The 21136-nt window shown below is 59.8% G+C and carries 18 protein-coding genes; 9 read left to right on the top strand and 9 right to left on the bottom strand.

All coding sequences use genetic code 11. From position 1 onward, the window contains the following. Positions 1 to 68 precede the first annotated feature (68 nt). Positions 69 to 1862, bottom strand: coding sequence for an acyl-CoA dehydrogenase C-terminal domain-containing protein (locus ACFSE1_RS07530; RefSeq protein WP_377398725.1), 1794 nt, complete (start codon positions 1860 to 1862; stop codon positions 69 to 71). Between the two features lie 566 nt (positions 1863 to 2428). On the opposite strand from ACFSE1_RS07530, the gene ACFSE1_RS07525 reads away from it, so the two are divergent. The 3 genes from ACFSE1_RS07525 to ACFSE1_RS07515 all read left to right on the top strand — a co-directional run bounded on the left by ACFSE1_RS07525 (position 2429) and on the right by ACFSE1_RS07515 (position 8185). Then, entirely contained in the window at positions 2429 to 6175 is a 3747-nt protein-coding gene (locus ACFSE1_RS07525) for a peptidoglycan-binding protein (protein ID WP_377398722.1), read from the top strand. Positions 6176 to 6446: 271 nt separating this feature from the next. Next, positions 6447 to 7376 carry a sulfite exporter TauE/SafE family protein gene (locus ACFSE1_RS07520; RefSeq protein WP_377398719.1) on the top strand — a complete coding sequence of 310 codons (930 nt, stop codon included), beginning with the start codon at positions 6447 to 6449 and terminating at the stop codon, positions 7374 to 7376. A 2-nt stretch (positions 7377 to 7378) separates the two neighbouring features. Further along, entirely contained in the window at positions 7379 to 8185 is an 807-nt protein-coding gene (locus tag ACFSE1_RS07515; RefSeq protein ID WP_377398821.1) for a TIGR02186 family protein, read from the top strand. Here the strand turns inward: ACFSE1_RS07515 and pdeM are convergent. From pdeM to ACFSE1_RS07490, 5 genes are all read right to left on the bottom strand, one after another. After that, on the bottom strand, positions 8182 to 8907 hold the full coding sequence (pdeM, locus tag ACFSE1_RS07510) for a ligase-associated DNA damage response endonuclease PdeM (protein ID WP_377398818.1): 726 nt from the start codon (positions 8905 to 8907) through the stop codon (positions 8182 to 8184). The two genes, ACFSE1_RS07515 and pdeM, sit on opposite strands and share 4 nt — an antisense overlap. A gap of 17 nt (positions 8908 to 8924) precedes the next feature. After that, positions 8925 to 11414: a ligase-associated DNA damage response DEXH box helicase gene (locus ACFSE1_RS07505; RefSeq protein ID WP_377398716.1), complete on the bottom strand. Its 2490-nt coding sequence runs from the start codon at positions 11412 to 11414 to the stop codon at positions 8925 to 8927. Positions 11415 to 11487: 73 nt separating this feature from the next. Further along, positions 11488 to 12132 (bottom strand): YitT family protein, encoded by a 645-nt coding sequence (locus ACFSE1_RS07500; RefSeq protein WP_377398713.1) that lies wholly within the window; start codon positions 12130 to 12132, stop codon positions 11488 to 11490. Next, entirely contained in the window at positions 12132 to 12755 is a 624-nt protein-coding gene (locus tag ACFSE1_RS07495; RefSeq protein WP_377398710.1) for a YitT family protein, read from the bottom strand. The genes ACFSE1_RS07500 and ACFSE1_RS07495 overlap by 1 nt, the downstream gene beginning before the upstream one ends. Before the next feature lie 107 nt (positions 12756 to 12862). Beyond that, positions 12863 to 13801: a class I SAM-dependent DNA methyltransferase gene (locus tag ACFSE1_RS07490; RefSeq protein ID WP_377398707.1), complete on the bottom strand. Its 939-nt coding sequence runs from the start codon at positions 13799 to 13801 to the stop codon at positions 12863 to 12865. Between the two features lie 152 nt (positions 13802 to 13953). Between ACFSE1_RS07490 and ACFSE1_RS07485 the strand changes: the two genes are divergently transcribed. From ACFSE1_RS07485 to ACFSE1_RS07475, 3 genes are read left to right on the top strand one after another with little or no spacing between them, the layout of a single operon-like run. Next, complete coding sequence (locus ACFSE1_RS07485; RefSeq protein WP_377398704.1) at positions 13954 to 14220, top strand: DUF6460 domain-containing protein; 267 nt, start codon at positions 13954 to 13956, stop codon at positions 14218 to 14220. 6 nt (positions 14221 to 14226) lie between these two features. Next, on the top strand, positions 14227 to 14715 hold the full coding sequence (locus tag ACFSE1_RS07480) for a CAP domain-containing protein (protein ID WP_377398701.1): 489 nt from the start codon (positions 14227 to 14229) through the stop codon (positions 14713 to 14715). Positions 14716 to 14753: 38 nt separating this feature from the next. Beyond that, entirely contained in the window at positions 14754 to 16100 is a 1347-nt protein-coding gene (locus tag ACFSE1_RS07475) for an MATE family efflux transporter (protein WP_377398698.1), read from the top strand. Positions 16101 to 16396: 296 nt separating this feature from the next. Here ACFSE1_RS07475 and ACFSE1_RS07470 read toward each other — a convergent pair whose 3' ends face one another. Both ACFSE1_RS07470 and ACFSE1_RS07465 read right to left on the bottom strand, forming a co-directional pair. Beyond that, positions 16397 to 17482, bottom strand: coding sequence for a quinone-dependent dihydroorotate dehydrogenase (locus tag ACFSE1_RS07470; RefSeq protein WP_377398695.1), 1086 nt, complete (start codon positions 17480 to 17482; stop codon positions 16397 to 16399). Then, positions 17482 to 17844, bottom strand: coding sequence for a DUF952 domain-containing protein (locus tag ACFSE1_RS07465; RefSeq protein ID WP_377398692.1), 363 nt, complete (start codon positions 17842 to 17844; stop codon positions 17482 to 17484). The genes ACFSE1_RS07470 and ACFSE1_RS07465 overlap by 1 nt, the downstream gene beginning before the upstream one ends. A gap of 141 nt (positions 17845 to 17985) precedes the next feature. On the opposite strand from ACFSE1_RS07465, the gene ACFSE1_RS07460 reads away from it, so the two are divergent. The 3 genes from ACFSE1_RS07460 (at position 17986) to ACFSE1_RS07450 (ending at position 20169) form a co-directional block, all read left to right on the top strand. After that, on the top strand, positions 17986 to 18393 hold the full coding sequence (locus ACFSE1_RS07460) for a hypothetical protein (protein WP_377398689.1): 408 nt from the start codon (positions 17986 to 17988) through the stop codon (positions 18391 to 18393). Positions 18394 to 18585: 192 nt separating this feature from the next. Further along, the gene (locus tag ACFSE1_RS07455; protein ID WP_377398815.1) at positions 18586 to 19233 is read left to right on the top strand and encodes a response regulator transcription factor; all 648 of its coding nucleotides are present in this window, start codon (positions 18586 to 18588) and stop codon (positions 19231 to 19233) included. Positions 19234 to 19509: 276 nt separating this feature from the next. Next, the gene (locus ACFSE1_RS07450) at positions 19510 to 20169 is read left to right on the top strand and encodes a LexA family transcriptional regulator (RefSeq protein ID WP_377398812.1); all 660 of its coding nucleotides are present in this window, start codon (positions 19510 to 19512) and stop codon (positions 20167 to 20169) included. 10 nt (positions 20170 to 20179) lie between these two features. On the opposite strand, the gene ACFSE1_RS07445 is transcribed toward ACFSE1_RS07450, so the two are convergent. Further along, positions 20180 to 21058: a transporter substrate-binding domain-containing protein gene (locus tag ACFSE1_RS07445; protein ID WP_377398686.1), complete on the bottom strand. Its 879-nt coding sequence runs from the start codon at positions 21056 to 21058 to the stop codon at positions 20180 to 20182. Between the last annotated feature and the right edge of the window lie 78 nt (positions 21059 to 21136).

Here is a 21136-nt window from a genome sequence, read left to right as displayed (position 1 = left end):
AGCAAATTGGGCGTCATGGCTGAACCTCCCACTCCAAAGAGCAGGAGGCTCATGATCTGGTTGGCAGCTTAGAATGCTTCGGCTGCAAGTTCCATCAGCGTGTCGCAGCCAGCTTCGATGCGGACCTTGCGCAGTGCCGTTTCCGGCATGATCTTGTCCATGAAGAAACGGGCCGTCACCAGCTTGCTGTTGAGGAAATCGGCGCGTTCGTCACCAGCAGCGATCAGCTCCTGCGCAGACTTTGCCATCTTGGCCCACATATAGCCCAGCATGACCAGACCGAAGAGATGCATGTAATCGGTCGAACCGGCACCGGCATTGTCAGGCTTTGCCATGGCATTCTGCATGAACCACATGGTGGAGGCCTGAAGATCGTTCAAGCCCTTCTTCAGCGCCTTGGTGTAAGGTGCCATCTGCTCGTTAGAACGGTTTTCCTCGCAGAAATCGCCGATTTCCTTGAAGGCTGCCATCACGGCGCGGCCGCCGTTGAGCGCCAGCTTGCGGCCAACGAGATCGAGCGCCTGAATGCCGTTGGCACCCTCATAGATCATGGCAATGCGGGCATCGCGCACATACTGGCTCATGCCCCATTCTTCAATGTAGCCGTGGCCGCCATAGACCTGCTGCGCCATCACCGCATGGTCGAATCCCTTGTCGGTCAACACACCTTTCAGGATCGGCGTTGCCAGACCCAGAAGATCGTCGGCTGCCTGACGCTCCGCCTCATTGCTGGAACGGTGCGCAATGTCCGATTTCAGCGCCGTCCACAGCATGAAGGCGCGACCGGCTTCGTTGAACGACTTGATCGTCATCAGCGTGCGGCGAATATCCGGGTGAACGATGATCGGATCGGCCGCCTTTTCCGGAGCCTTCGGGCCGGAGAGCGAGCGGCCCTGGATGCGGTCCTTCGCATAGGCCACAGCGTTCTGATAGGCGATTTCGGAAATAGCGAGGCCTTGAAGACCCACACCCAGGCGCGCCTCGTTCATCATCACGAACATGGCGTTCAAGCCCTTGTTCTCCGCGCCGATCAGGTAGCCGGTGGCCTCGTCATAGTTCATCACACAGGTGGCATTGCCATGAATGCCCATCTTGTGCTCGATGGCACCGCAGACAACCTTGTTGCGCTCACCGACAGAGCCGTCCTCATTGACGAGATATTTCGGCACGATGAACAGCGAAATGCCCTTGGTGCCAGCCGGTGCGCCTTCGATGCGCGCGAGAACCAGATGGACGATATTGTCCGTCATGTCGTGTTCGCCAGCCGAGATGAAGATCTTCTGGCCGGAAATCTTGTAGGTGCCATCGCCATTCGGCACGGCCTTCGTGCGCAGCAGACCCAGATCCGTGCCGCAATGCGGCTCCGTCAGGTTCATGGTGCCAGACCATTTGCCTTCAACCATCTTCGGCAGATAGGTCTCCTTCTGCTCCTGGCTACCGTGAACGAGGATCGCGGCAATGGCACCCTGTGTCAGGCCCGGATACATCATGAGAGACATGTTGGCGGAGGATGTGTATTCGCCTACCGCCGCATGCAGCGTATAGGGCAAGCCCTGTCCGCCGAATTCTTCCGGCACAGCCAGACCGATCCAGCCGCCCTCGCAATAAGCGTCATAAGCCTGCTTGAAGCCCTTCGGCGTCTTTACAGTGCCGTCATCGGCGCGCACACAGCCTTCCTGATCACCGGAGTAATTGACCGGGAACAGCACCTCCTCGGAGAGCTTGGCCGCCTCCGAGGCAATAGCCTCGATCATTTCCGGCGTTGCATCGGCAAAGCCCGGCAGGTTGTTGTAGCGCTCGATCCCGAGCACATCCTTCAAAACGAACAGGGTATCTGCAACCGGGGCCTTGTAGACAGGCATTTCGCGAACTCCTCCAAAATCAGCGACCGGCAGAACCGGCATCCATGCCCCTAAAATATTGACGTGCGCGTAAACGTCAATCAAGAAGTGGGTGCTGCGACAAAATCTTCTGTGAAGGCTCAAGGCAAGAGCGTGGGACACTTTCGGAGCTTGTGGCGAAAATCTTTACGCCCTGTTGAGCAAACGTGCTTTCGCATCTTTGCAGTGCGCGACGCCGGATCGAAACATGCGAAAAACAGCATAAATTAAACCAGAGGTTCAGCCGCTTCTTCGCGCACGAGGAAGAGGTGAAAACAGGCACAAGTCTCGATTTTTCAGGTATTTCGCCGCAAGAACCCTCCCCTCGTTAACACGGTGTTAACTACGTTTCGCGAAAGGTGGTCGTTAGCCGCAGCTCCAGTGCTTCGGCCCTCCGGTCGGTGCGCGGGAATAAGCCACGAACAAGTTTCCAGGCTTAAACCCACGCGATTGTGCGTCACACGAAGCATGGCGCCGGAAGGCTGATGCTGGAAGCCGGAACAGCAGACCTGTCGGAATGAGCGCAGCCGAAAGCGAGCGAGCAAGAAATGAACGGATCACGCCAAAATCCTAATCCGCGCGGGGAACGCTCGCTCGATGCGTTGAACAGAACCATCGATAGCCTTGAGGCACGGATTGAGGGGCTGCTCAAAACGTCGGGACGCGAACCACGCATCGACAAGGAGATCCTGGACGAGATTCGCCAGCGTCAGCGCATGCTGGGTGCCGCGCGAGAACGCGAACAGCGCCGCGAGCACGCGTCCGCTCAGGAAACGCCGCACGAAAACCATAGAGAGGCCGAGGCACCGCGCCGTGAAACCCAGCCGCAGGAGGCGCGCCCTGCCCTGCGCGAGCGCCGGGAAGCATTTCTGGAAGACATTCTTGAACGGCGTGAATTTGCCGGATCACGCGCCGAGGCCAGCCGTGCGAATGAGCCGCGCCCCGCAGCCAGAGAGCCGCTGCGGGAGGAGCCCCGTCGCAGGCCGGAACCGGCCCCCTTGCGTGCCGCCGCCCCACAGCCGGAATATGGCGTTCGCGATATCGTCAGCGCGCTGCAGGCGCTGCGGCAGGATTTGAAGCGCGATATTTCCGAAGGAATCTCGCGCGAGATGGACCAGATGCGCGCCGAAATCAGCGCCATCCGGGAACTCTCGCTCGATCGCCGCCTGCCGGATGAATTGCGCGAGGAACTCGGCAGGCTGGCGCTGAGCATCGATGAGATGAACCAGCGCGCTCCCGCCGGAGGAAGCACGCTCCAGCAAGAACTGGACGAGCTGCGCCACATGATGGACGGTCTGGCCCGTGAAGACAGCGTCCAGAGAATGGAACTGCGCTGGGCAGAGCTGGAAGATCGCTTTCAGGAACTGGACACGCATGGCATTCAGCGCGAGCTGATTGCACTGGCCTACCGCATTGACGGGATCAAGTCCGAACTGGGCACCATGGGTGACAGCCCGGCGCTGCAGGCTCTGGAGGACAAGGTTCTCATCCTGACGACGGTGATTGAGGATCTGATTGCACGTCCCTCCGTGCCGGATGTCGTTCACAATCAGTTTTCGCATCTCGACAGCCGTCTGGATGAAATCAGCCGCGCCGTATCGGTTCAGGGCCGCGCCCGTGACAATGGCGAGGAACAGGCAGCGCTGCGGCGGCTGGAGGATCGCCTGGCGCATCTGGCCGAAAAATTCGACAATCTGGCCCAGGTGCAGGATTCGCACCGGCTGGAGGAACGGCTGGAAGAGGTTGTTTCCAAACTGGGCCAGACAGGCCATACGGATCAGGCCGAACTCACCGCTTATCTCGCCGATCTGTCCCGCCGCATGGACGCCATGTCCGGCGAAAAGCTGGATGGTCATGTTCTCGCGCGTCTGGATGAACTGGCTGAACGGCTGGAGGAGATGCAATATCGGCAGCCTTCCAGAAGCGAATTGCCGCAGCACGATGGCTTTGACCGGCTTGAGCAGAGGCTGGACGACATTGCCCGCCGCCTGAACGACACCGCAGCCGCACCACAGCATGACAACCGCGCCCTGATGCATCTGGAGGCGCAGATTGCAGACCTGACCGCCCTGTTCCGCGCATCCCCGCGCGATGCGGCTGCGTTGCCGGGCGATCTCGACCAGCGCATGGCCTCGATCGAAAGCTATATGGCGACGAGCGACGAGTATATTCTCGAGGCAGCGCGTCAGGCGGCCGAAACGGTCATCCAGGCCTACAAGCCAGCGGGACAGCCAGCATCTGGCTCCACCTCCGCCCCGCAGGATACGGCACAGATCGTCGCTCTGGCGGAAGATTTGCGTCATCTGGAGCAGCTGGCCCGCGCCTCCGACGAGCGCGCGCAGACCACCTTCGACAGCCTGCACCGCACGCTGGTCCAGATCGCCGGACGCCTGGACAAGATGGAAGATCATCTGTCCTCGCCGAAGGTTCAACCGCTGCCCGAGACACCAACGGTCAGAGCCCCTATGGCAGCCCCGGTGATGCAGGAACCGGCTCCGCGCATTCTGGCCCGCGCTGCAGAAGAGTTGATGAACGACACCGCACCCGCCTTCCTCGATGAGCAGGAAAGCGAGCGCGCCCTGAACAGCCCGGATGAAAAGGAAAAGACCGGCCTTCTGGCTTCGCTGACACAGCGCTTCAAGGCCAATGGCAAGAACGAGCCTGCGGCGAAAGGCAGTGTCGCACGCGCCGTTGTCGAACCGGTCCCCTCGATCGATCCGTCCGACGTGGTGGCGAGCGGTCATGAAAATGATCTTCTCGAGCCGGGCTCCGGCAAGCCGGATGTGCGCAAGATCCTGGAGCGGGTGCGTGCGAGCCAGGCGGCCAATACCGGCGGCACCGACGGCAGCGAGCGGATGGATTACATTGCTGCCGCACGCCGCGCGGCAAAGGCCGCCGCGCAGGAAACGGACCCGCTGAAGGCGGGCGCACAGGGCCGTGGACGCGTGAATGCGCCGTCCGGCAAAGGCAAGGCCCAGGCAAATGGTGCCAACCTGAAGGGAACGCTTGCGCGTCATCGCCGTCCCATTCTGATGGCGGTCGGTGCGATCCTGCTGGCCCTGATGACCATGCCGCTGGTGAACACGTTGACGCGCAGCGACAAGATCGTCACGCCGCCGCCTTCCATCCCGACAACCTCTCCCGTCCTGCAGCAGCAGCCCTCCCCCGATCTTCCCTCCCAGGCGCCGCAAATCAATCCCGCCGCTGCCGAGCAGGGCGCCCCGCAAGACGGCGCGATGGATTCGACACAGGAACCGCGTGGGCAGGATGCGCCTCAGGATGGCGAGGCCGCGACCGGCGAACAGGCGGTTCAGGCAGGCAATGCTCCCAGCATGCCGGTGGATGCCCGTCCTCTTGATAGCCCTGCCGCAGAGGGTGCAGCCGATTCTGCCGCTTCCGCACCGGCAAGCATTGAAGTTCCCGCAACGATTGGCCCTAAGTCTCTGGCAGAGGCTGCCTCCAGGGGAGATTCGCAGGCCATGTTCGAGATTGCGTCTCGCTTTACGGAAGGCCGCAATGGCGTAACCGCAGATCCGAAGGAAGCCGCGCACTGGTATCAGCTCGCCGCCGATCGCGGCTTTGCACCGGCGCAATATCGCCTTGGCAGCCTTTATGAAAAGGGCACAGGCGTGGCCCGTGACATGACGAAGGCCATTGCGCTTTACCAGAGCGCAGCCGAGGCCGGAAATGCCAGCGCCATGCATAATCTCGCCGTTCTGCAGGCTTCCGGCGCAAATGGCACCGCCGATTACAAGTCAGCCGTTTCCTGGTTCACCAAGGCGGCGGATCTCGGCATTGCCGACAGCCAGTTCAATCTGGCTATCCTGTTTGCGCGCGGCAATGGCACCGCGCAGAACCTTGAGGAAAGCTACAAGTGGTTTGCCGTTGCCGCAAAGGGTGGCGACAAGGATGCCGCTGAGAAGCGTGATGAGGTTGGCCGCGCCCTGAAGCCTGAGCAACTGGCACGCGCCAAGGCCGCCGCCGAGGCATGGAAAGCTCAACCTCTCGACCCGAAATCGAACAGCACCACTATTCCGGATGCATGGATGGGCCAGCCCGAAACATCCACCGGTGCAATCGACATGGGCAAGGCGATCCGCAATATCCAGGCGATCCTGAACAAGACCGGCTATGACGCCGGACAGCCGGATGGCCTGATGGGCAAGAAGACTGTCACCGCCATCAAGGCTTTCCAGAAAAGCAATGGCATGAAGGATGACGGTGCCATCACCGAGGAACTGGTGCGCAAGCTCCTGGAGCAGCATCAGGCCAAGGTCGGCAAGGCGACAGGCTGACCCCTCATTGCCCCGCCCCCATGCCAAGGTTGCGGGCTTTTTGCCCGCCACCTCTTCCATTGAGACATTGACACTGCTCCACTCTCATCGCATGACGAAGGGGTTGGACATGTATCTCGGCCTCGCTGATTGCTGCGAGGCTCACCCATGCAAGGCTCAAGGCCGTTGCGCTTGAGACAGCGACACGGCGGGGCATCGGTTCGGCACCTCGCTCACCCTGTCGCGACAGGAGCGGGATGGCGTATCGTGCCGTTGTTTCAAGAGGCGCACCGTGAACGTCTATCTGCCCATAGCAGAGCTGTCGGTGAATATATTCATCATCCTCGGGATGGGTGCTGCCGTCGGTTTTCTATCCGGCATGTTCGGCGTCGGCGGCGGCTTTCTCATCACGCCCCTTCTGATTTTCTACAACATTCCACCAGTTGTCGCCGTGGCAACGGGTGCCAATCAGGTTGTGGCCTCCTCCGTCTCCGGTGCCATCAGTCATTTTCGGCGCGGCTCTCTGGATGTGAAGCTCGGCACGGTGCTGCTCATCGGGGGCCTTGCGGGGGCAACGGTCGGTGTCTGGATCTTCTCCTGGCTCCGGCGCCTCGGCCAGCTGGATCTGATCATTTCGCTTCTCTATGTGGCCTTCCTTGGCACGATCGGCAGCCTGATGCTGATGGAAAGCCTGCGCGCCATACGCCGCGCCGCCAAGAACCAGCCGCTCCCCTTGAAGCGTCCCGGCCAGCATAACTGGGTACATCGCCTGCCGCTGAAAATGCGGTTCAAGAAGTCCAAGATCTATCTCTCGGCCATTCCCGTGGTGGCGCTCGGTTTCGGCATTGGCGTGCTGACCTCCGTCATGGGTGTGGGCGGCGGCTTCATCATGGTCCCCGCCATGATCTATCTCTTGCGCATCCCCACCAATGTCGTTGTCGGCACCTCGCTGTTCCAGATCATCTTCGTGACGGCCTATACGACCGTCGTTCAGGCGGCGACCAACTATTCCGTCGATATCGTTCTCGCCACGATCCTGATGGTGGCGGGCGTCATCGGCGCGCAATACGGCGTTCGCGTCGGGCAGAAACTGCGCGGCGAGCAGTTGCGCGCACTGCTGGCGCTGCTGGTTCTGGCCGTCGGACTTCGCCTTGCCGTCGATATCGTTCTAACGCCTGCCGACCTCTACTCGCTGCAGATCGGGGGGAGTGTCAGCCCATGACGATGCTCCGGTCCATGATCTATGCGCTCCTGCTTTTGCTGGCATGCCTTGGCGGTCAGGGGGCCATGGCGCAAAGCCTTCCCGGTCAGGGTGGACCTGTCAAGGAAGGGCTGGAAATTGGCACCTCCACATCGGAAATTGCCATCACCTCGGATTTTCGCGGCGCGGATCTCACCGTCTTTGGTGCACTGACCAATGCGGACGAGCTTTTTCTCGCCATCGGCCAATATGATGTGGTGGTAACGCTCGAAGGCCCCCGCGATTATGCCACCGTTCGCCGCAAGGAGCGGGTGTTCGGCATCTGGATGAACACGCATTCGATGACGTTCGAGCAGGTACCGGAATCCTATTCCATTGCCAGCACGCGACCGTTGAACGACATCCAGCCCGTGCCGCAATTGAACCGGCTTGGCCTTGGCATCGATCATCTCACGCTTTCGCCCACGGGTTACATTGGCAATGCAACACTGCTCAGTGACTTTCGCGATGCCTATCGCCGCCTGAAGGTCGGCGGCGGACTTTACCAGAACGACACCACCGGCGTCGGCTTTGTCAGCTCCAGCCTGTTTCGCGCCACACTGCGGCTTCCCGCCAATGTGCCGGATGGCGTGCATCTCGTTCATGCCTATCTGTTCAAAAGCGGGGTTCTCGTCGCACAGAAAGACCTGCCGCTGCGGGTTGTGAAGACCGGCCTGGAACAGGCCATCACCGATGCCGCGCATGAGAAGCCGCTGGCCTATGGCCTCTTTTGCGTCCTGGTGGCCATCATTACCGGCTGGGGCGCCAGCATTGTTTTCCGCAAGGATTAACCGATCAGGCTGTTGAACCGCACCGAATAGATGCGGTCACGCCCCAGCAGATGCGCAATCAGGGCGGCATGGTCGAACAGGCCTTGCATTGCCTTATGTTTCAGGTCGAGTCCGCCCGTCAACACGCCGAAAGCTGGCATCACAAGCCGCGCACCATCACTGGCAAAGCAGGGGCGGCGCACATATTTGCCCCGGCGTCCCACCGTTGCGGATGGGTGCAAGTGGCCTGCCACCTCGCCCCTGCCCGCAAGCAGGCTCGGTTCATGACGAAACACAAGATCGCCCAGAACCAGTTCATCCAAGGAGTGTCCGGGCAGGTTGAAAATGCCGTCCGGATCGTGATTGCCGTTGATCCAGATCCAGTCGCGGCCCCGCGCCAATTGGTGGATCGTGTCGCGAAAGGCTTCCGGCATCAGTTGCGAACCCCGGCGGTCATGAAAGTTATCGCCGAGGGAAATCACGATGCGAGGGTCGTAGCGTGTAATGACGGATGACAGCAGGTTCAGCGTGGCCAGCGTATCGTAAGGCGGCAGCATCATGCCGCGACGGGCAAAGGCTGCACCCTTTTCCAGATGAAGATCGGAAACAACAAGGCAGGACAGATCGCTGAGATACAGCGCGCCAAGCGGATCGCAGGTAGCGGCAACGCCATTGATGAGAATATCGGCGCCGGATGAAGCTGTGGCTGTTGAAGCGGCGGCAAGCGCCAATCTGTGGTTCATCATGATGCGTTCGTTGTTCAGCCCATCGCCTCGGCAATCAGGTCATCCGCCGCTTCTTCCAGCACAAATTCCTGCGCTTCGCCCGCAACAGGTTCCCGCCCGATTTCCAGCATTACCGGAATGGCAAGCGGGGAAACGCGTGTCAGCGGACGATGCCGCAAATGGCCCTTGATTCGTTCCAGCATAGCGCCAAGGCGGCCAATGTCCAAAAGGCCGGATGCCGCATCCCTTCGCGTCGCTTCAAGAAGAATATGATCGGACTCATGGCTGCGCAAAACGTCATAAATGAGGTCGGTGGATACCGTGACCTGCCGACCCGTTTTCTCCTTGCCGGGATGCCTTCGCTCGATCAGTCCGGCAATAACGGCGCATTGGCGGAAGGTGCGCTTCAGCATGAAGCTTTCCGCAAGCCATGCCTCCAGATCGTCGCCCAGCATGTCTTCGTCAAACAGATCGGAAAGGGATATCCGCCCACTGTCGATCATCTCGCCCATATCGTTCAGAGACCAGATGGCAAGCGCATAATCATTGGCCACGAAACCCAGCGGTCGCGCACCCGCCCGCTCCAGACGCCGCGTCAAAAGCATGCCAAGCGTCTGGTGTGCCAGACGCCCTTCAAAGCAGTAGGCCACCATGAAGAAGCGGTTTCCCCGCGGAAAAGTCTCGATCAGCAACTCGTCGCGGGCGGGCAGCATGGATTTTTCCTGCTGGATCGCCAGCCAGTCCCGCACCTGATCGGGCAGCACATGCCAACGGGAAGGATCGGCCAGCATGGCGCGCACCTGATCCGCCAGATAGGTGGAAAGCGGAAACTTGCCGCCCGCATAGGCGGGTATCTTCGGGTCGAGCGTGAAGGCATTGGTGACGAGGCATTCATTCTCGCGAATGCCCTCAAACCGCAGCACCTTGCCTGAGAACAGGAAGGTATCCCCCTGCACCAGCTGTTCGAGAAAATATTCCTCCACCTTGCCAAGCGAGAGCCCGCCCCGCCCCACGGAGCCTAGCTGGTTGCGCTTGACGAGGCGCACATTCAGTTCCGTGGCTTCCACAATGGTGCCAAGGTTCATGCGGTATTGCTGCGCAATCTGAGGATTGGAAACGCGCCAGCGTCCCTCCTTCGTCTTGCGGATCTTTGCATAACGCTCATAGGTTCTGAGCGCGTAACCACCTGTCGCTACAAAATCGACAATCCTCTCGAAGGTTTCCCAGGAAAGGCTTGCATAGGGCAAGGCGCTGGTGATCTCCTCATGGAGCGAAAGCGCATCGAAGGGCTCGGCACAGGCCATGCCCAGCACATGCTGCGCCAGCACATCCAGCGCCCCTTCGCCCACGGGCGGCGTATCCTGCGCGCCGAGATAATTGGCATCCAGCGCTGCCTGACATTCCATAACCTCAAAGCGATTGGCGGGAACGAGGATGGCTTTAGACGGCTCATCCATGCGGTGATTGGAGCGACCGATGCGCTGTGCCAGCCGCGATGCCCCCTTGGGCGCCCCCACATGCACGACAAGATCGACATCGCCCCAGTCAAGCCCCATGTCGAGCGTGGAGGTGGCCACCACGGCGCGAAGCCGGTTGGCGCTCATTGCCGCTTCCACCTTGCGCCTTTGCCCGGCATCCAGAGAGCCGTGGTGAAGCGCAATCGGCAGATTGTCCTCGTTGATCGTCCAGAGTTCCTGAAACAGCAGCTCCGCCTGAAAGCGCGTATTCACAAAGATCAGCGTCGTCTTGTGCTTTTTAATCTCCTCATAAACGGCAGGAATGGCATAGGTCGCCACATGGCCGGACCAGGGAATGCGATCCTGCGTCGTCATGATGGAAATGTCGGGTGCTGCACCGCCGGTCACATGCACAAGTCCGGCCGGTGGCGCTGGCTCTTCTCCTTGCGGCACCAGCCATCGGCGCAGATCCATGGGATCGGAGACGGTTGCCGAGAGGCCAATGGTGCGAAGCTCCGGCGCGTGCCTGCGAAGCCTTGCGAGACCAAGGGACAGAAGATGGCCGCGCTTGGAGGTGACGAGAGAATGCAGCTCATCCAGAACCACATATTTCAGGTCCTTGAAGAAGCGCTCCGCCTCCTTGTTGGCAATCAAGAGCGCCAATTGCTCAGGCGTGGTGAGCAGAATATCCGGCGGGTTGGTTTTTTGCCTCTGGCGCTTGGCCTGTGGTGTATCGCCGGTGCGGTTCTCGATTGTCACCGGCAGGGCCATTTCCGCCACCGGCTTCATCAGGTTCCGCTCGATATCGACAGCCAGAGCCTTTAGCGGTGAAATGTAGAGCGTATGCACGCCGGTAAAGGCGGAACCGGCAGGGATCTTGCCCCGCCGGGTGAGATCGGTCAGCGAAGGCAGAAAGCCGGCCAGCGTCTTGCCCGCCCCGGTTGGCGCAATCAGCAACATGTTCTCGCCGGATGCGGCGCGAGACAGAAGCTCCATCTGGTGGGCGCGCGGCTGCCACCCCTTTTCCGCAAACCATGTCTGGAACGGGCGAGGCAGAAGGTCAGGCAATTTATCTTCTAAGGGTGCGGCGGCTTTCTTCACGCAGCAGAAGGTAATGATGTCCGCGTGAAAAAGAAGAGGCTTATCGCACGATATAACGGTCTGTGCGGTGATTGATCGCCAGTGTCAGGTTCAGCGTTACAGCGGCAATCACAGAGCAAAGAATGGTGAAGGGCGTGGCAACGAAGAAGGAGAGCGACAGAACCAGTCCATCAAGCGCCAATTGCACAAAGCCTGCCCGCCAACCCAGCTTTTCCTGCAGATAAAGCGCCAGGATGCCGAAACCGCCAAGGCTGGCACGATGGCGAAACAGCGCCAGCATGCCGGTTCCAATCAAGAGGCCACCAAAAAGCGCTGCCACCAGCGGGTTAATCCCGCCAATCGGGATCAGTCCCGGCAGCACTTCCGTCAGCACCGAGGTCAGCGCAACGGCAAGAAAAGTCTTGATCGTGAAGGCAAGGCCAAGCCGTCGATAGGCCAGCCAATAGAACGGCAGGTTCAGCGCAAAGAAAACCACGCCGAAGCTGAGGCCGGTCGAATAGCGGATCAGGAAGCCCAGACCCGCCGTGCCGCCGATCAGAAGATGTGCAGAGGCCAGCAAAGTCACACCCAGCGCGGCCAGCATGGAGCCAGCGATCACGCCTTGCGCGTCTTCGATGAGGGAATGCTGCTCGGCACTGGAGGCCCAGAAACCGGCAGGCGTTTTTCCTCGGGCCGGATTTGCCATCAGCGTACCACGATATATCGATCCGAACGGTGATTGATCGCCAGGAACAGGTTCAGCACCACCGCGCCGATAATGGACCAGAAAACCACCTGCGGTTCAAGCAGAAGGAAGGCGGCTGCCATGACACAGGCATCGAAGGCGAGCTGGATCAGGCCCGCCTGAATGCCGAAGCGCTCCTGCACATAAATGGCCAGAATACCGACGCCGCCAAGGCTTGCGCGATGGCGATACAACGCCAGCAGCCCGTATCCCAGAAGAAGCCCCCCCATCAGAGCACCCCAGAAGGGGTGCAGATAGCCGATCAGCAGATAGCGCTGCTCCAGCTCCGTAATGACCGAAACCAGCCCGATGGCAACAAAGGTCTTGGCGGAGAAGGCAAGGCCCAGCCGCTTGAAGGAAAGATAGTAGAAAGGCAGGTTGACGATGAAAAACAGCAGGCCGAAGGAGATATTGAGCGCGTAATGGATGAGGAAGGCCACGCCAGCCGTTCCGCCGGTCAGCAATCCCACCCGGTTCAGCAGGTAAAAGCCAAGCCCGGACACCAGTGCGCCTGTCACAAGGCCCTGCGTGTCTTCAACCAGTGTGTGCCGGGAAGGATCCGCGCTGTAAAATCCCAAAGCCATAGGTGCCGCCGTCTCAATCTCTGATGTCGCGGGCCATTGTGCGGCGCACCATCACGAGATGCAAGATAGGACAGAAGCACTGACGGAAATTGCAAGAAACCTATATTCTACAGGCTCAAGCGCGCAATAAACAGGATGCCGAAGACATCTTTTCCGCCATCCTTTCGAATGTCCGTCCGCAACTCTTCCAGCACTTCGAAGCCGGTCCGGCTCAGGACATCCAGAACGTAAGGCCGGGTATGGGCATAGCGCAGCGAGGGCTGAAGGGTAAAACCATCGTCCGCCTCGCCGCCATCTTCAACCGAGAAGGCAAAAAACCCTCCCGGTTTCAGCAGGTCCGTCACAATCGAGAAGGTCACCTCCAGGCTGCCAATATACATCAGCACATCCGCAGCCGATACAAGGTCGGCACGGCGGCGCGGCAGCCCCTCGGCAAACAGGCTTTCACCGGCAAGCAGCGCGTCCGAAAGGTCTGCCTGCCCCAGATGGTGGTAGAGATATTTTTCCTCGGCCTTGACCAGCATGTTGGCAGAAATGTCGAAGCCTTCCAGCCGACTGGTGGCACGCGCCACCTCAAGCCCGAACAGCCCGGTTCCGCAGCCCAGGTCAATCGTCAGTTCGAATGGCGCATGTCTCTGCACCAGCGAAAACAGCTTCTGCGGCACGCTGTAGTTCAGCTTGTCCACTAGCGAGGTTTCGAAACGGTCGGCATAGTCGTCGAAAAGCCCTTCGACATAGGCTGAGGGCGGCGTTTCCGGCACCGGAGCCGCGCCAAGGGCTGCAAGCTTGAGGCTCGCGCCGAACAGGCCCGTTTCATCCATGGCCTCAACACGAGAGAAGGCGGCAATGGCAGCTTCTACCTTGCCCGCCTTCTGGCAGGCATCCCCCAGAAGCACCCATCCGGCCACCCAGTCGGGCACGAGTTCAAGCGCCTGTTCGTAGAGTTCTGCCGCAGCGGCGTGATCTCCCGCCTCCGCCAGCATGCGGGCATAATCGGCGCGGCGGTCAGCAATGACATCGCCGGAGGAGAACTGGTGCTGGCTCATAAGCGCAATCGATCCGTTGGGGTGGCGCGCTTCTGAACGAAGCCACAAAAAAACTCAAGTTCTATCGGAGAGCGACGCGCACAAACTTGCGATGCAAGGCACAAGATCATATCTGTGCCAGGCATAGAGCCCGAAGACCAAAGGACTGCTGGATGTCTGATCAGATAAACCGAATGCTGGGCGATTCCCCTGCACGCACAATCGTGAAACTGATCGTCGTCTCGCTGATCGTGGGCTTCGTCATGGCCGTTTTCGATATTCACCCCTGGGATATCGTCTATGGCATTCGCAATTTCGTTCTCGATCTCTGGTATCGCGGCTTCCATGCGCTGGGCGCGGTCGGTGACTACCTGATTGCCGGCGCCGTAATCGTGATCCCGGCCTTCATCATCCTTCGCATTTTCAGCTACAGACGCTAGACGCCCATGACATTCCATAGCACTTCCCGCCGCAGCCTCCTCATCCTCTCCGGTGGCGCTCTTCTGACACTGGGCGGCTGCGTCACCACAGGCGGCCCGGTCAATGTGGATGGCGCAACGGACGATACGCGTGCTGCCCTGCCTCTGGTCAACGAGCTGCGCAAGAAGCACGGTCTTTCCGCCCTGGCGCCCAGCAGCGCAACCGGGCGCGCGGCGGCCGAGCAGGCCGTTCGCATGGCAAAGGCCAACCAGATGACCCATCTCATCGGCTTCGGCGATAGTTTCGGCACGCGCATGAAGCGCAATGACGTGCCGCTGCCGGCAGCCGAAAACATCGCAAGTGGCCAGGCAACGGTGGCAGAAGCGGTTCAGGCATGGATCGATTCCAAGAAGCACCTCGAAAACATGCTCGGCAGCTATTCTCATGTCGGCGTGGCTATGGCACGGTCCGGTAGCACCATGAGGCCCTATTGGGCCATGGTTCTGTCTGCCTGACGGAAAATCGTGTCCGGGCATGTTCCTGATGAGAGTTTATGACCACAGAGGAAAAACAGCCTCTCGGCTTTGATGTCACGAACCGGCTGGTGCTCTCCATCGCCGTTCCCATGACGCTCGGCTACCTCACGACACCTCTGCTGGGCTTGACGGATACGGCCGTGGCGGGACGTCTGGGTGATCCGGCGGCCTTGGCGGGGCTCGCCATCGGCGCCATCATTTTCGACCTGTTGTTCGGCAGCCTCAGCTTCTTCAGAACCTCCACCACAGGGCTGGTGGCCCAGGCATTTGGACGCCGCGATGAGAGGGAAGAATATGCTGTTCTGCTGCGCGCCCTGATCGGTGCGCTCGGCCTCGGGGTCATCATGCTGTGCCTTGCGCCGCTGATCTGGCGCTTTGCCCCTCCGCTGATGAGCGACGAGACTGATGTGGTAGAGACAACGCGGACTTATTTCGCCATACGCGTGCTGAGCAGCCCGGCCACTTTCGCCAATTTCGCCATTCTCGGCTACGTGCTGGGGCGCGGCGAAGGCCTGCTTGGCCTGAAGCTGCAAATCCTGCTCAATGGCACAAACGTCTTTCTCACCCTGCTTTTCGGTCTCTGGCTGGACTGGGGCATTGCGGGCATTGCGCTCGGCACCGGCGCAGCCGAAGTAGTCGCCATGGTGGCGGGCCTGCTCGTCATCGTCCATCGCATGCGCAATCGGCAAAGGCCCCGTCGCGGCGAACTCTTCGACCGTGCGAAACTGGGGGCACTCTTCCGGCTCAATTCGGATATCCTCATCCGCTCTTTGGTGTTGAATTTTTCCTTCGCGCTGATGGCACGCATGGGAGCAAGCCAGGGTGCCGTCACTCTTGCCGCCAATGCGGTACTGATGAACATATTCCTGGTGTGCTCATTCTTTCTAGATGGTCTGGCAGGTGCCGCCGAGCAACTGGTCGGCCGGGCCGTCGGGGCTGGCTATCGGCCGGGCTTCGCCCGCGCGCTGCTCCTCACAGGCATCTGGTCGCTCGCCATGGGCACGCTTCTTGCCGCGCTGTTCCTTGTGATCGGATCGCCACTCATCCACATGCTGACCACCTCATCGGAGGTCAGGGATATAGCGGATCATTATCTGCCCCTGGCAGCGCTCACCGGCGTGACGGGCGCACTGGCATTCCAGATTGATGGTGTCTTCATCGGGGCGACATGGTCGCGGGAAATGCGCAACATGATGTTGCTTTCGCTGCTGGGCTATATCGTCTGCCTCGCAGCTCTGGTTCCGGCCTTCGGCAATTACGGTCTCTGGATCAGCCTCAACCTGTTTCTCGCCTTCCGCGGCGGCCTGCTGGCCATTCTGCTTCCGGGCAAAATCAAAAGCACGTTTGGTTCACCACGCCGTTGAAAGCCAATCTGACGGATCGCGGCACGATTTGAGCAATCAGGCGCCCGGGGCCATGAGCCAGATACCGGCACGCAGGACCAGAACGCTGAAAATCAGAACGCCGAATGTTGCGATGGGTAGGCTAAGATGCAGTCGCATGCGTATCCTCCTTCGTCGTGTTACAAGGTGTAACATCTTGTGAGGATACATCGGAATTTCAAGTTCCGCCAACACAAATGTGTGACACCGCCATGACAGGTCTGCCTGCCCTGACAGTAAACACCAACAGCGTAAAGATTTGGTTGGCGAAGACGGCGCTATTCCAGCTTTGCGGCGGCCCATTCATCAACCGCGCTGTCTCGCAACGTCCGCAGCGACGTCATGCCCAGCCGATCCAGCTCAGCCGACAGTCCTCGCACGATCTCGCCTGCAAGGCCCGGTCCGCGATAGACCATGCAGGAATAGAGCTGTACCAGGTCAGCGCCTGCCCGGATTTTTTCCAATGCCGTCTTGGCAGATGAGACACCGCCCACGCCGATGATCGGAAGGTCGGGACCTATTCTTTTGCGCATGCGTGCCAGAACCGCCGTCGAACGATAGAACAGCGGCTTGCCGGAAAGCCCTCCGGCCTCGCCTGCCTGCCGCGTATCCCGCAAGCCAGCACGTGACAGCGTGGTATTGGACACGATCAGCCCGTCCAGCGGATGAGCCAGCACCTCTGCGGCAATATCATCCATCCCCTCTTCGGTGAGATCGGGCGCAATTTTCAGGAAAACCGGCACCGAGCGCTGAAGCCGCGCCGCTTCTTCATCGCGCGCCGCCAGAACAGCAGTCAACAGGGCGGCCAGGCTTTCCCGCGCCTGAAGATCGCGCAGCCCCGGCGTATTGGGAGAGGAAATATTGACCGTGAAATAGCGGGCGAGGCTGGCAAACCGGCGAATGCCGCTCACATAATCGGCGATGCGGTCGTCGCTATCCTTGTTTGCGCCGATATTGACGCCGACAATGCCACGCGTCTTCAGCGCCTGAAGCCGATGAAAGGCGGCATCATGCCCTTCATTGTTGAAGCCAAGCCGGTTGATGACGGCCTCATCCTGCACAAGGCGGAATATGCGCGGCTTCGGGTTACCCTGTTGCGGGCGCGGCGTCAGCGTACCCACCTCCGTGAAACCGAAACCCAGTCGAAGAATGGCTTCGGGCACTTCCGCATTCTTGTCATAACCGGCTGCAAGCCCGACGGGATTGGGAAATTCCAGGCCGGCCACCTTCACATGCAGCCGCAGATCGTCCGGAATGTGCACGGAAGGAACCAGACCGTGCTTCAATGCCGCGATGGATACGCCGTGCGCCTGCTCTGGATCGAGCATGAAAAGTGCTGCACGGGTGAGATCGAAAATCGGCATCAGGCAAAATCCTCCGGAAATTCGTGATCGCCATCCGGACCTATCGGCAAGGGCCTCGTCCAGACAACAGAGGTGAGCGGAAGGGCGGCATAAAGATGCGGAAACAGGTCTCCGCCCCGCGAGACCTCATAGCGCAATGCCTCGCCAAGCTTCTCAGCCTCAACCGCGACCAGCAGAAGATCTGCCTGCCCCTTGAAATGGCGTCTGGCGGTCTCGCGCGCCTGGCGGGCGGTCGAAAAATGAATAAAGCCATCCGCGTGATCGACCGGCGCTCCGTGGAAGATTCCGGCTTTCTGCGCTTCCTGCCACAATTCCTTCGGCACGATCTTGTAAACAAGGGCAGGACGATCAACTGTGGCCATGACACTTCCTTGGTTTGACACTCTCGTGGCTTACAATCGGCGGTCAATGGCTGCCGCAGATATGTCTCACGCTTTGCCGCAAACCGGACCGCTTGTCCATGCCGCAACCATTGGATTTGCAAACCGCAAGGAGACGTGACGATGGAAACGGGAAAATTGCTTCTTGCCGGACTCATCATGGCTTGCAGCGCCGCCGCGAGCCATGCCCAGGACGAAGCCAGACCGGACCGCTATCAGCTCGAAAAGACGCAGAACGGCTTCATCCGGCTGGATCGCCAAAGCGGGGATGTCAGCTTCTGCAGGGAAGAGCAGACTGGACTCATCTGCCGCATGGCTGCCGATGAGCGCAAGGCCTTCGAGCAGGAACTGGATCAGCTGACCCGCCGGGTGGAAGCCCTGGAAAAACAGGCAACCAAGACGGCTCCTGGCCTGCCGAGCGATGAAGAGGTCGAGAAGTCCCTGTCGATCATGGAACGTTTCTTCCGCCGCTTCATGGATATCATTGGCGAGACCCGGCAGGATGGAGGGCCGCCGCCCGACAAAACCTGAGAAAAGACAGCCAATTGCCCATCAAAACTTGGGCTTGTTCGAAGCTTTCTCAAGAGCTAAAGTTCATCTCAAGGGCATGTAGCGCCACATCCTGGCGATGTTTTTGCTATGGTTGCCTTGTTCAAATCCGGAAACCTGGGGAGACAGGACAGGCTTCAGGAGGCAGGCATGCTCTTGGGAGGGAGCGTGAACATGCAGCAACTCACCATCATCATTGCGGATGATCATCCGCTTTTTCGCGGCGCGCTACGTCAGGCGCTCGATACCGTTGCCCCGACCGCCGAGATTATCGAGGCAGGCACTTTCGAGGATGCACGCAGCGCCGCACGGCGATACACAGAGGCAGATCTGCTTCTGCTGGATCTTGCCATGCCGGGCGTCAGCGGCTTTTCGGGCCTCATGTCCCTGCGGGCGGAATTCAGCAGCCTGCCGATCATGATCGTGTCCGCCACGGACGATACGTCAACGGTGCGTCGGGCCCTGGAGCTTGGCGCATCCGGCTTCATTTCCAAATCCTCCGGACTGGAAGATATTCGCCACGCAATTGAAACCGTGCTGGCGGGCGATATCTGGGCACCGGCTTCGCTCGATCGGCAGGCAGACGAAGATCCTGCGGTTCTGGAACTGATCGAACGTCTGAAGACACTCACCCCTCAGCAGACGCGCGTTCTGTCCATGCTGGCGGAGGGCCTGCTGAACAAGCAGATCGCCTACGAGCTCGGTGTTTCCGAAGCCACCATCAAGGCCCATGTTTCCGCCATTCTTCTCAAGCTGAACGTGGATAGCCGCACACAGGCCGTCATCAAGCTTGGAAAGGTCGCCATGGCGCAGGTGGCGTGACACCCGGTTCTGGCAGGTGCGCCGATCGGATTTGACGCGCAGCTTCGCAAGAAAGAGGATTTTATTCCTTTCTCTCTTTACGAGCCGGATGTCTTTCACTAGAACTCTGACTGAATGGGCAACCGATCCACTTCCCCACCCATGGCGAAGGCAGGGTTATCAGAGCCGTCGTTTCCGAACTGTATGGTCTTGAACGAAGGCGTGACGAGATGGGACGGCAGACAGGCTGCCTTGGACAAGATGGATCGACAGCCAACCGAGGATGCGGGAACCGTCATGTTATCGCACGAGATGATCTGGAAGGCGATCGACAAGCTGGCAGAGCGGCATCAGATGTCTGCCTCGGGGCTCGCTCGGCGCGCAGGTCTTGATCCCACCTCCTTCAACAAATCCAAACGGCTGGGCCCTGATGGCCGCGAACGCTGGCCTTCGACGGAATCGCTTGCCAAGGTTCTGGAAGCAACCGGCGCCTCGCTCGACGAGTTCATGCGCTACCTCACTCCTTCGAACCATTTGCCGCCGGACGATAGCTTTCCCCCGCAGGGAAGTTCGATCCCTCTGCTGGGCTTTGCACAGGCCGGTGCAGGCGGCTTTTTCGACGATGGCGGCTTTCCGGCTGGCCACGGCTGGGATGTGGTCGAGTTTCCGGCACCTATCCCGAACCGGGCCAATGTCTATGCTCTTGAAGTTCAGGGCGATTCCATGCTGCCGCTCTACCGGGACGGTGACAGGCTCATCGTGGAACCGGGCGCTCAGGTCCGCAAGGGGGACCGTGTCGTGGTCAAAACGCGCGACGGCGAGGTTATGGCCAAGGTTCTGCTGCGCCAAAGCGCCCGGATGATCGAATTGACCTCCTTGAACCCGGAGCATCCGAACAGAAGCTTCGCACTGGAGGATATCGACTGGATGGCGCGCATCATCTGGGCCAGCCAATAAATATCCAACCTCAGTAATATCCGTTCGGGAAGTAACGGAGATAGATTTCCTGCATCTTGCCCTTGCGTGCCAGTTGCGACAGGGCAAAATCCACCGCGGCGACAAGAGCGTTCGATGCGGATTTGCGTGTCATGACCGCGAAGCCCTCACCCAGGTGGCGCTCCGAAATATAAGGCCCATCGAACAGCCTGCAGCACTTTTCCGATGCCGCACTTGCAACCCAGAACGGCAGGCGCAATCCGTCGCCGAAGACTGCCGTGACCTTGCCCTCTTTCAGCGCTGTGAGCATGGCCGCCTGGTCCTCGAAGGGCGCGGGCTTTGCCTTCGGGAAGAAGGCGGCGAGCATTTTTTCATGGCTGGTGCCTGCCACAACGCCGACGGGCTTGCCTGCCAATGCCATATCCGCCGGCCCGGAAAGGTCCGCCGTGCGGGATGTGACGAAACGGGCAGGCAACATCAGGTAGGGATGGGAGAAGGCGAATTTCTGCCGCAACTGCGGGGAGACGGCGATGCCCGCCATGACAGCCTCTCCATTGCCCGCCTCAAGCGTTGCCTGCAGATCGCCAAAGGGCACTGTCTGAATCTGGCATTTGGACTCGATTGCAAGCTCCCGGCAAATTTCCCGTGCCAGATCCACATGGAAGCCCGCAAGCCGGTTCGTCTGATCGACAAAGTTGAAAGGCGGAAAATCTGCCGTGGTGAGGATCCGCAAACGAGGCAGGGCAGACAGGTCCGGTTTGCTTAAACGCTCGTTCGGATCGGCCAGAATCAACAGGGATCCCGCATTCTCCGCCGCCTGCGCAGTATGCGCGAGAAAGCTCAGAAAAGCCAGACTTATCAAGGAGATACTAAACCTTAGATATCCCTGGATTCTTTGGATCAATAGCATTAAGTGCAATCCTTGTCGTCCGGTGGGGGTAGGCCGGCCAGCCGGTTTCCGTGTGGTGTACCAGTTTGACGCTCTTGG

The organism is Affinirhizobium helianthi, assembly GCF_042680945.1.
Taxonomy (GTDB): domain Bacteria; phylum Pseudomonadota; class Alphaproteobacteria; order Rhizobiales; family Rhizobiaceae; genus Neorhizobium; species Neorhizobium helianthi.
The sequence above is the reverse complement of the archived record's forward strand: the minus strand, read 5'-3'. Positions and strand labels throughout refer to the sequence as shown.

Bases quoted from the DNA above. Each gene is read 5' to 3' on its own strand.
- ACFSE1_RS07445 (WP_377398686.1), bottom strand. From the start codon at position 21,058: ATGCTATTGATCCAAAGAATCCAGGGATATCTAAGGTTTAGTATCTCC.
- ACFSE1_RS07515 (WP_377398821.1), top strand. From the start codon at position 7,379: ATGCTCCGGTCCATGATCTATGCGCTCCTGCTTTTGCTGGCATGCCTT.
- ACFSE1_RS07500 (WP_377398713.1), bottom strand. From the start codon at position 12,132: ATGGCAAATCCGGCCCGAGGAAAAACGCCTGCCGGTTTCTGGGCCTCC.
- ACFSE1_RS07465 (WP_377398692.1), bottom strand. From the start codon at position 17,844: ATGGCCACAGTTGATCGTCCTGCCCTTGTTTACAAGATCGTGCCGAAG.
- ACFSE1_RS07475 (WP_377398698.1), top strand. From the start codon at position 14,754: ATGACCACAGAGGAAAAACAGCCTCTCGGCTTTGATGTCACGAACCGG.
- ACFSE1_RS07485 (WP_377398704.1), top strand. From the start codon at position 13,954: ATGTCTGATCAGATAAACCGAATGCTGGGCGATTCCCCTGCACGCACA.
- ACFSE1_RS07525 (WP_377398722.1), top strand. From the start codon at position 2,429: ATGAACGGATCACGCCAAAATCCTAATCCGCGCGGGGAACGCTCGCTC.
- ACFSE1_RS07490 (WP_377398707.1), bottom strand. From the start codon at position 13,801: ATGAGCCAGCACCAGTTCTCCTCCGGCGATGTCATTGCTGACCGCCGC.
- ACFSE1_RS07455 (WP_377398815.1), top strand. From the start codon at position 18,586: ATGCAGCAACTCACCATCATCATTGCGGATGATCATCCGCTTTTTCGC.
- pdeM (WP_377398818.1), bottom strand. From the start codon at position 8,907: ATGAACCACAGATTGGCGCTTGCCGCCGCTTCAACAGCCACAGCTTCA.
- ACFSE1_RS07495 (WP_377398710.1), bottom strand. From the start codon at position 12,755: ATGGCTTTGGGATTTTACAGCGCGGATCCTTCCCGGCACACACTGGTT.
- ACFSE1_RS07450 (WP_377398812.1), top strand. From the start codon at position 19,510: ATGTTATCGCACGAGATGATCTGGAAGGCGATCGACAAGCTGGCAGAG.
- ACFSE1_RS07530 (WP_377398725.1), bottom strand. From the start codon at position 1,862: ATGCCTGTCTACAAGGCCCCGGTTGCAGATACCCTGTTCGTTTTGAAG.
- ACFSE1_RS07480 (WP_377398701.1), top strand. From the start codon at position 14,227: ATGACATTCCATAGCACTTCCCGCCGCAGCCTCCTCATCCTCTCCGGT.
- ACFSE1_RS07460 (WP_377398689.1), top strand. From the start codon at position 17,986: ATGGAAACGGGAAAATTGCTTCTTGCCGGACTCATCATGGCTTGCAGC.
- ACFSE1_RS07470 (WP_377398695.1), bottom strand. From the start codon at position 17,482: ATGCCGATTTTCGATCTCACCCGTGCAGCACTTTTCATGCTCGATCCA.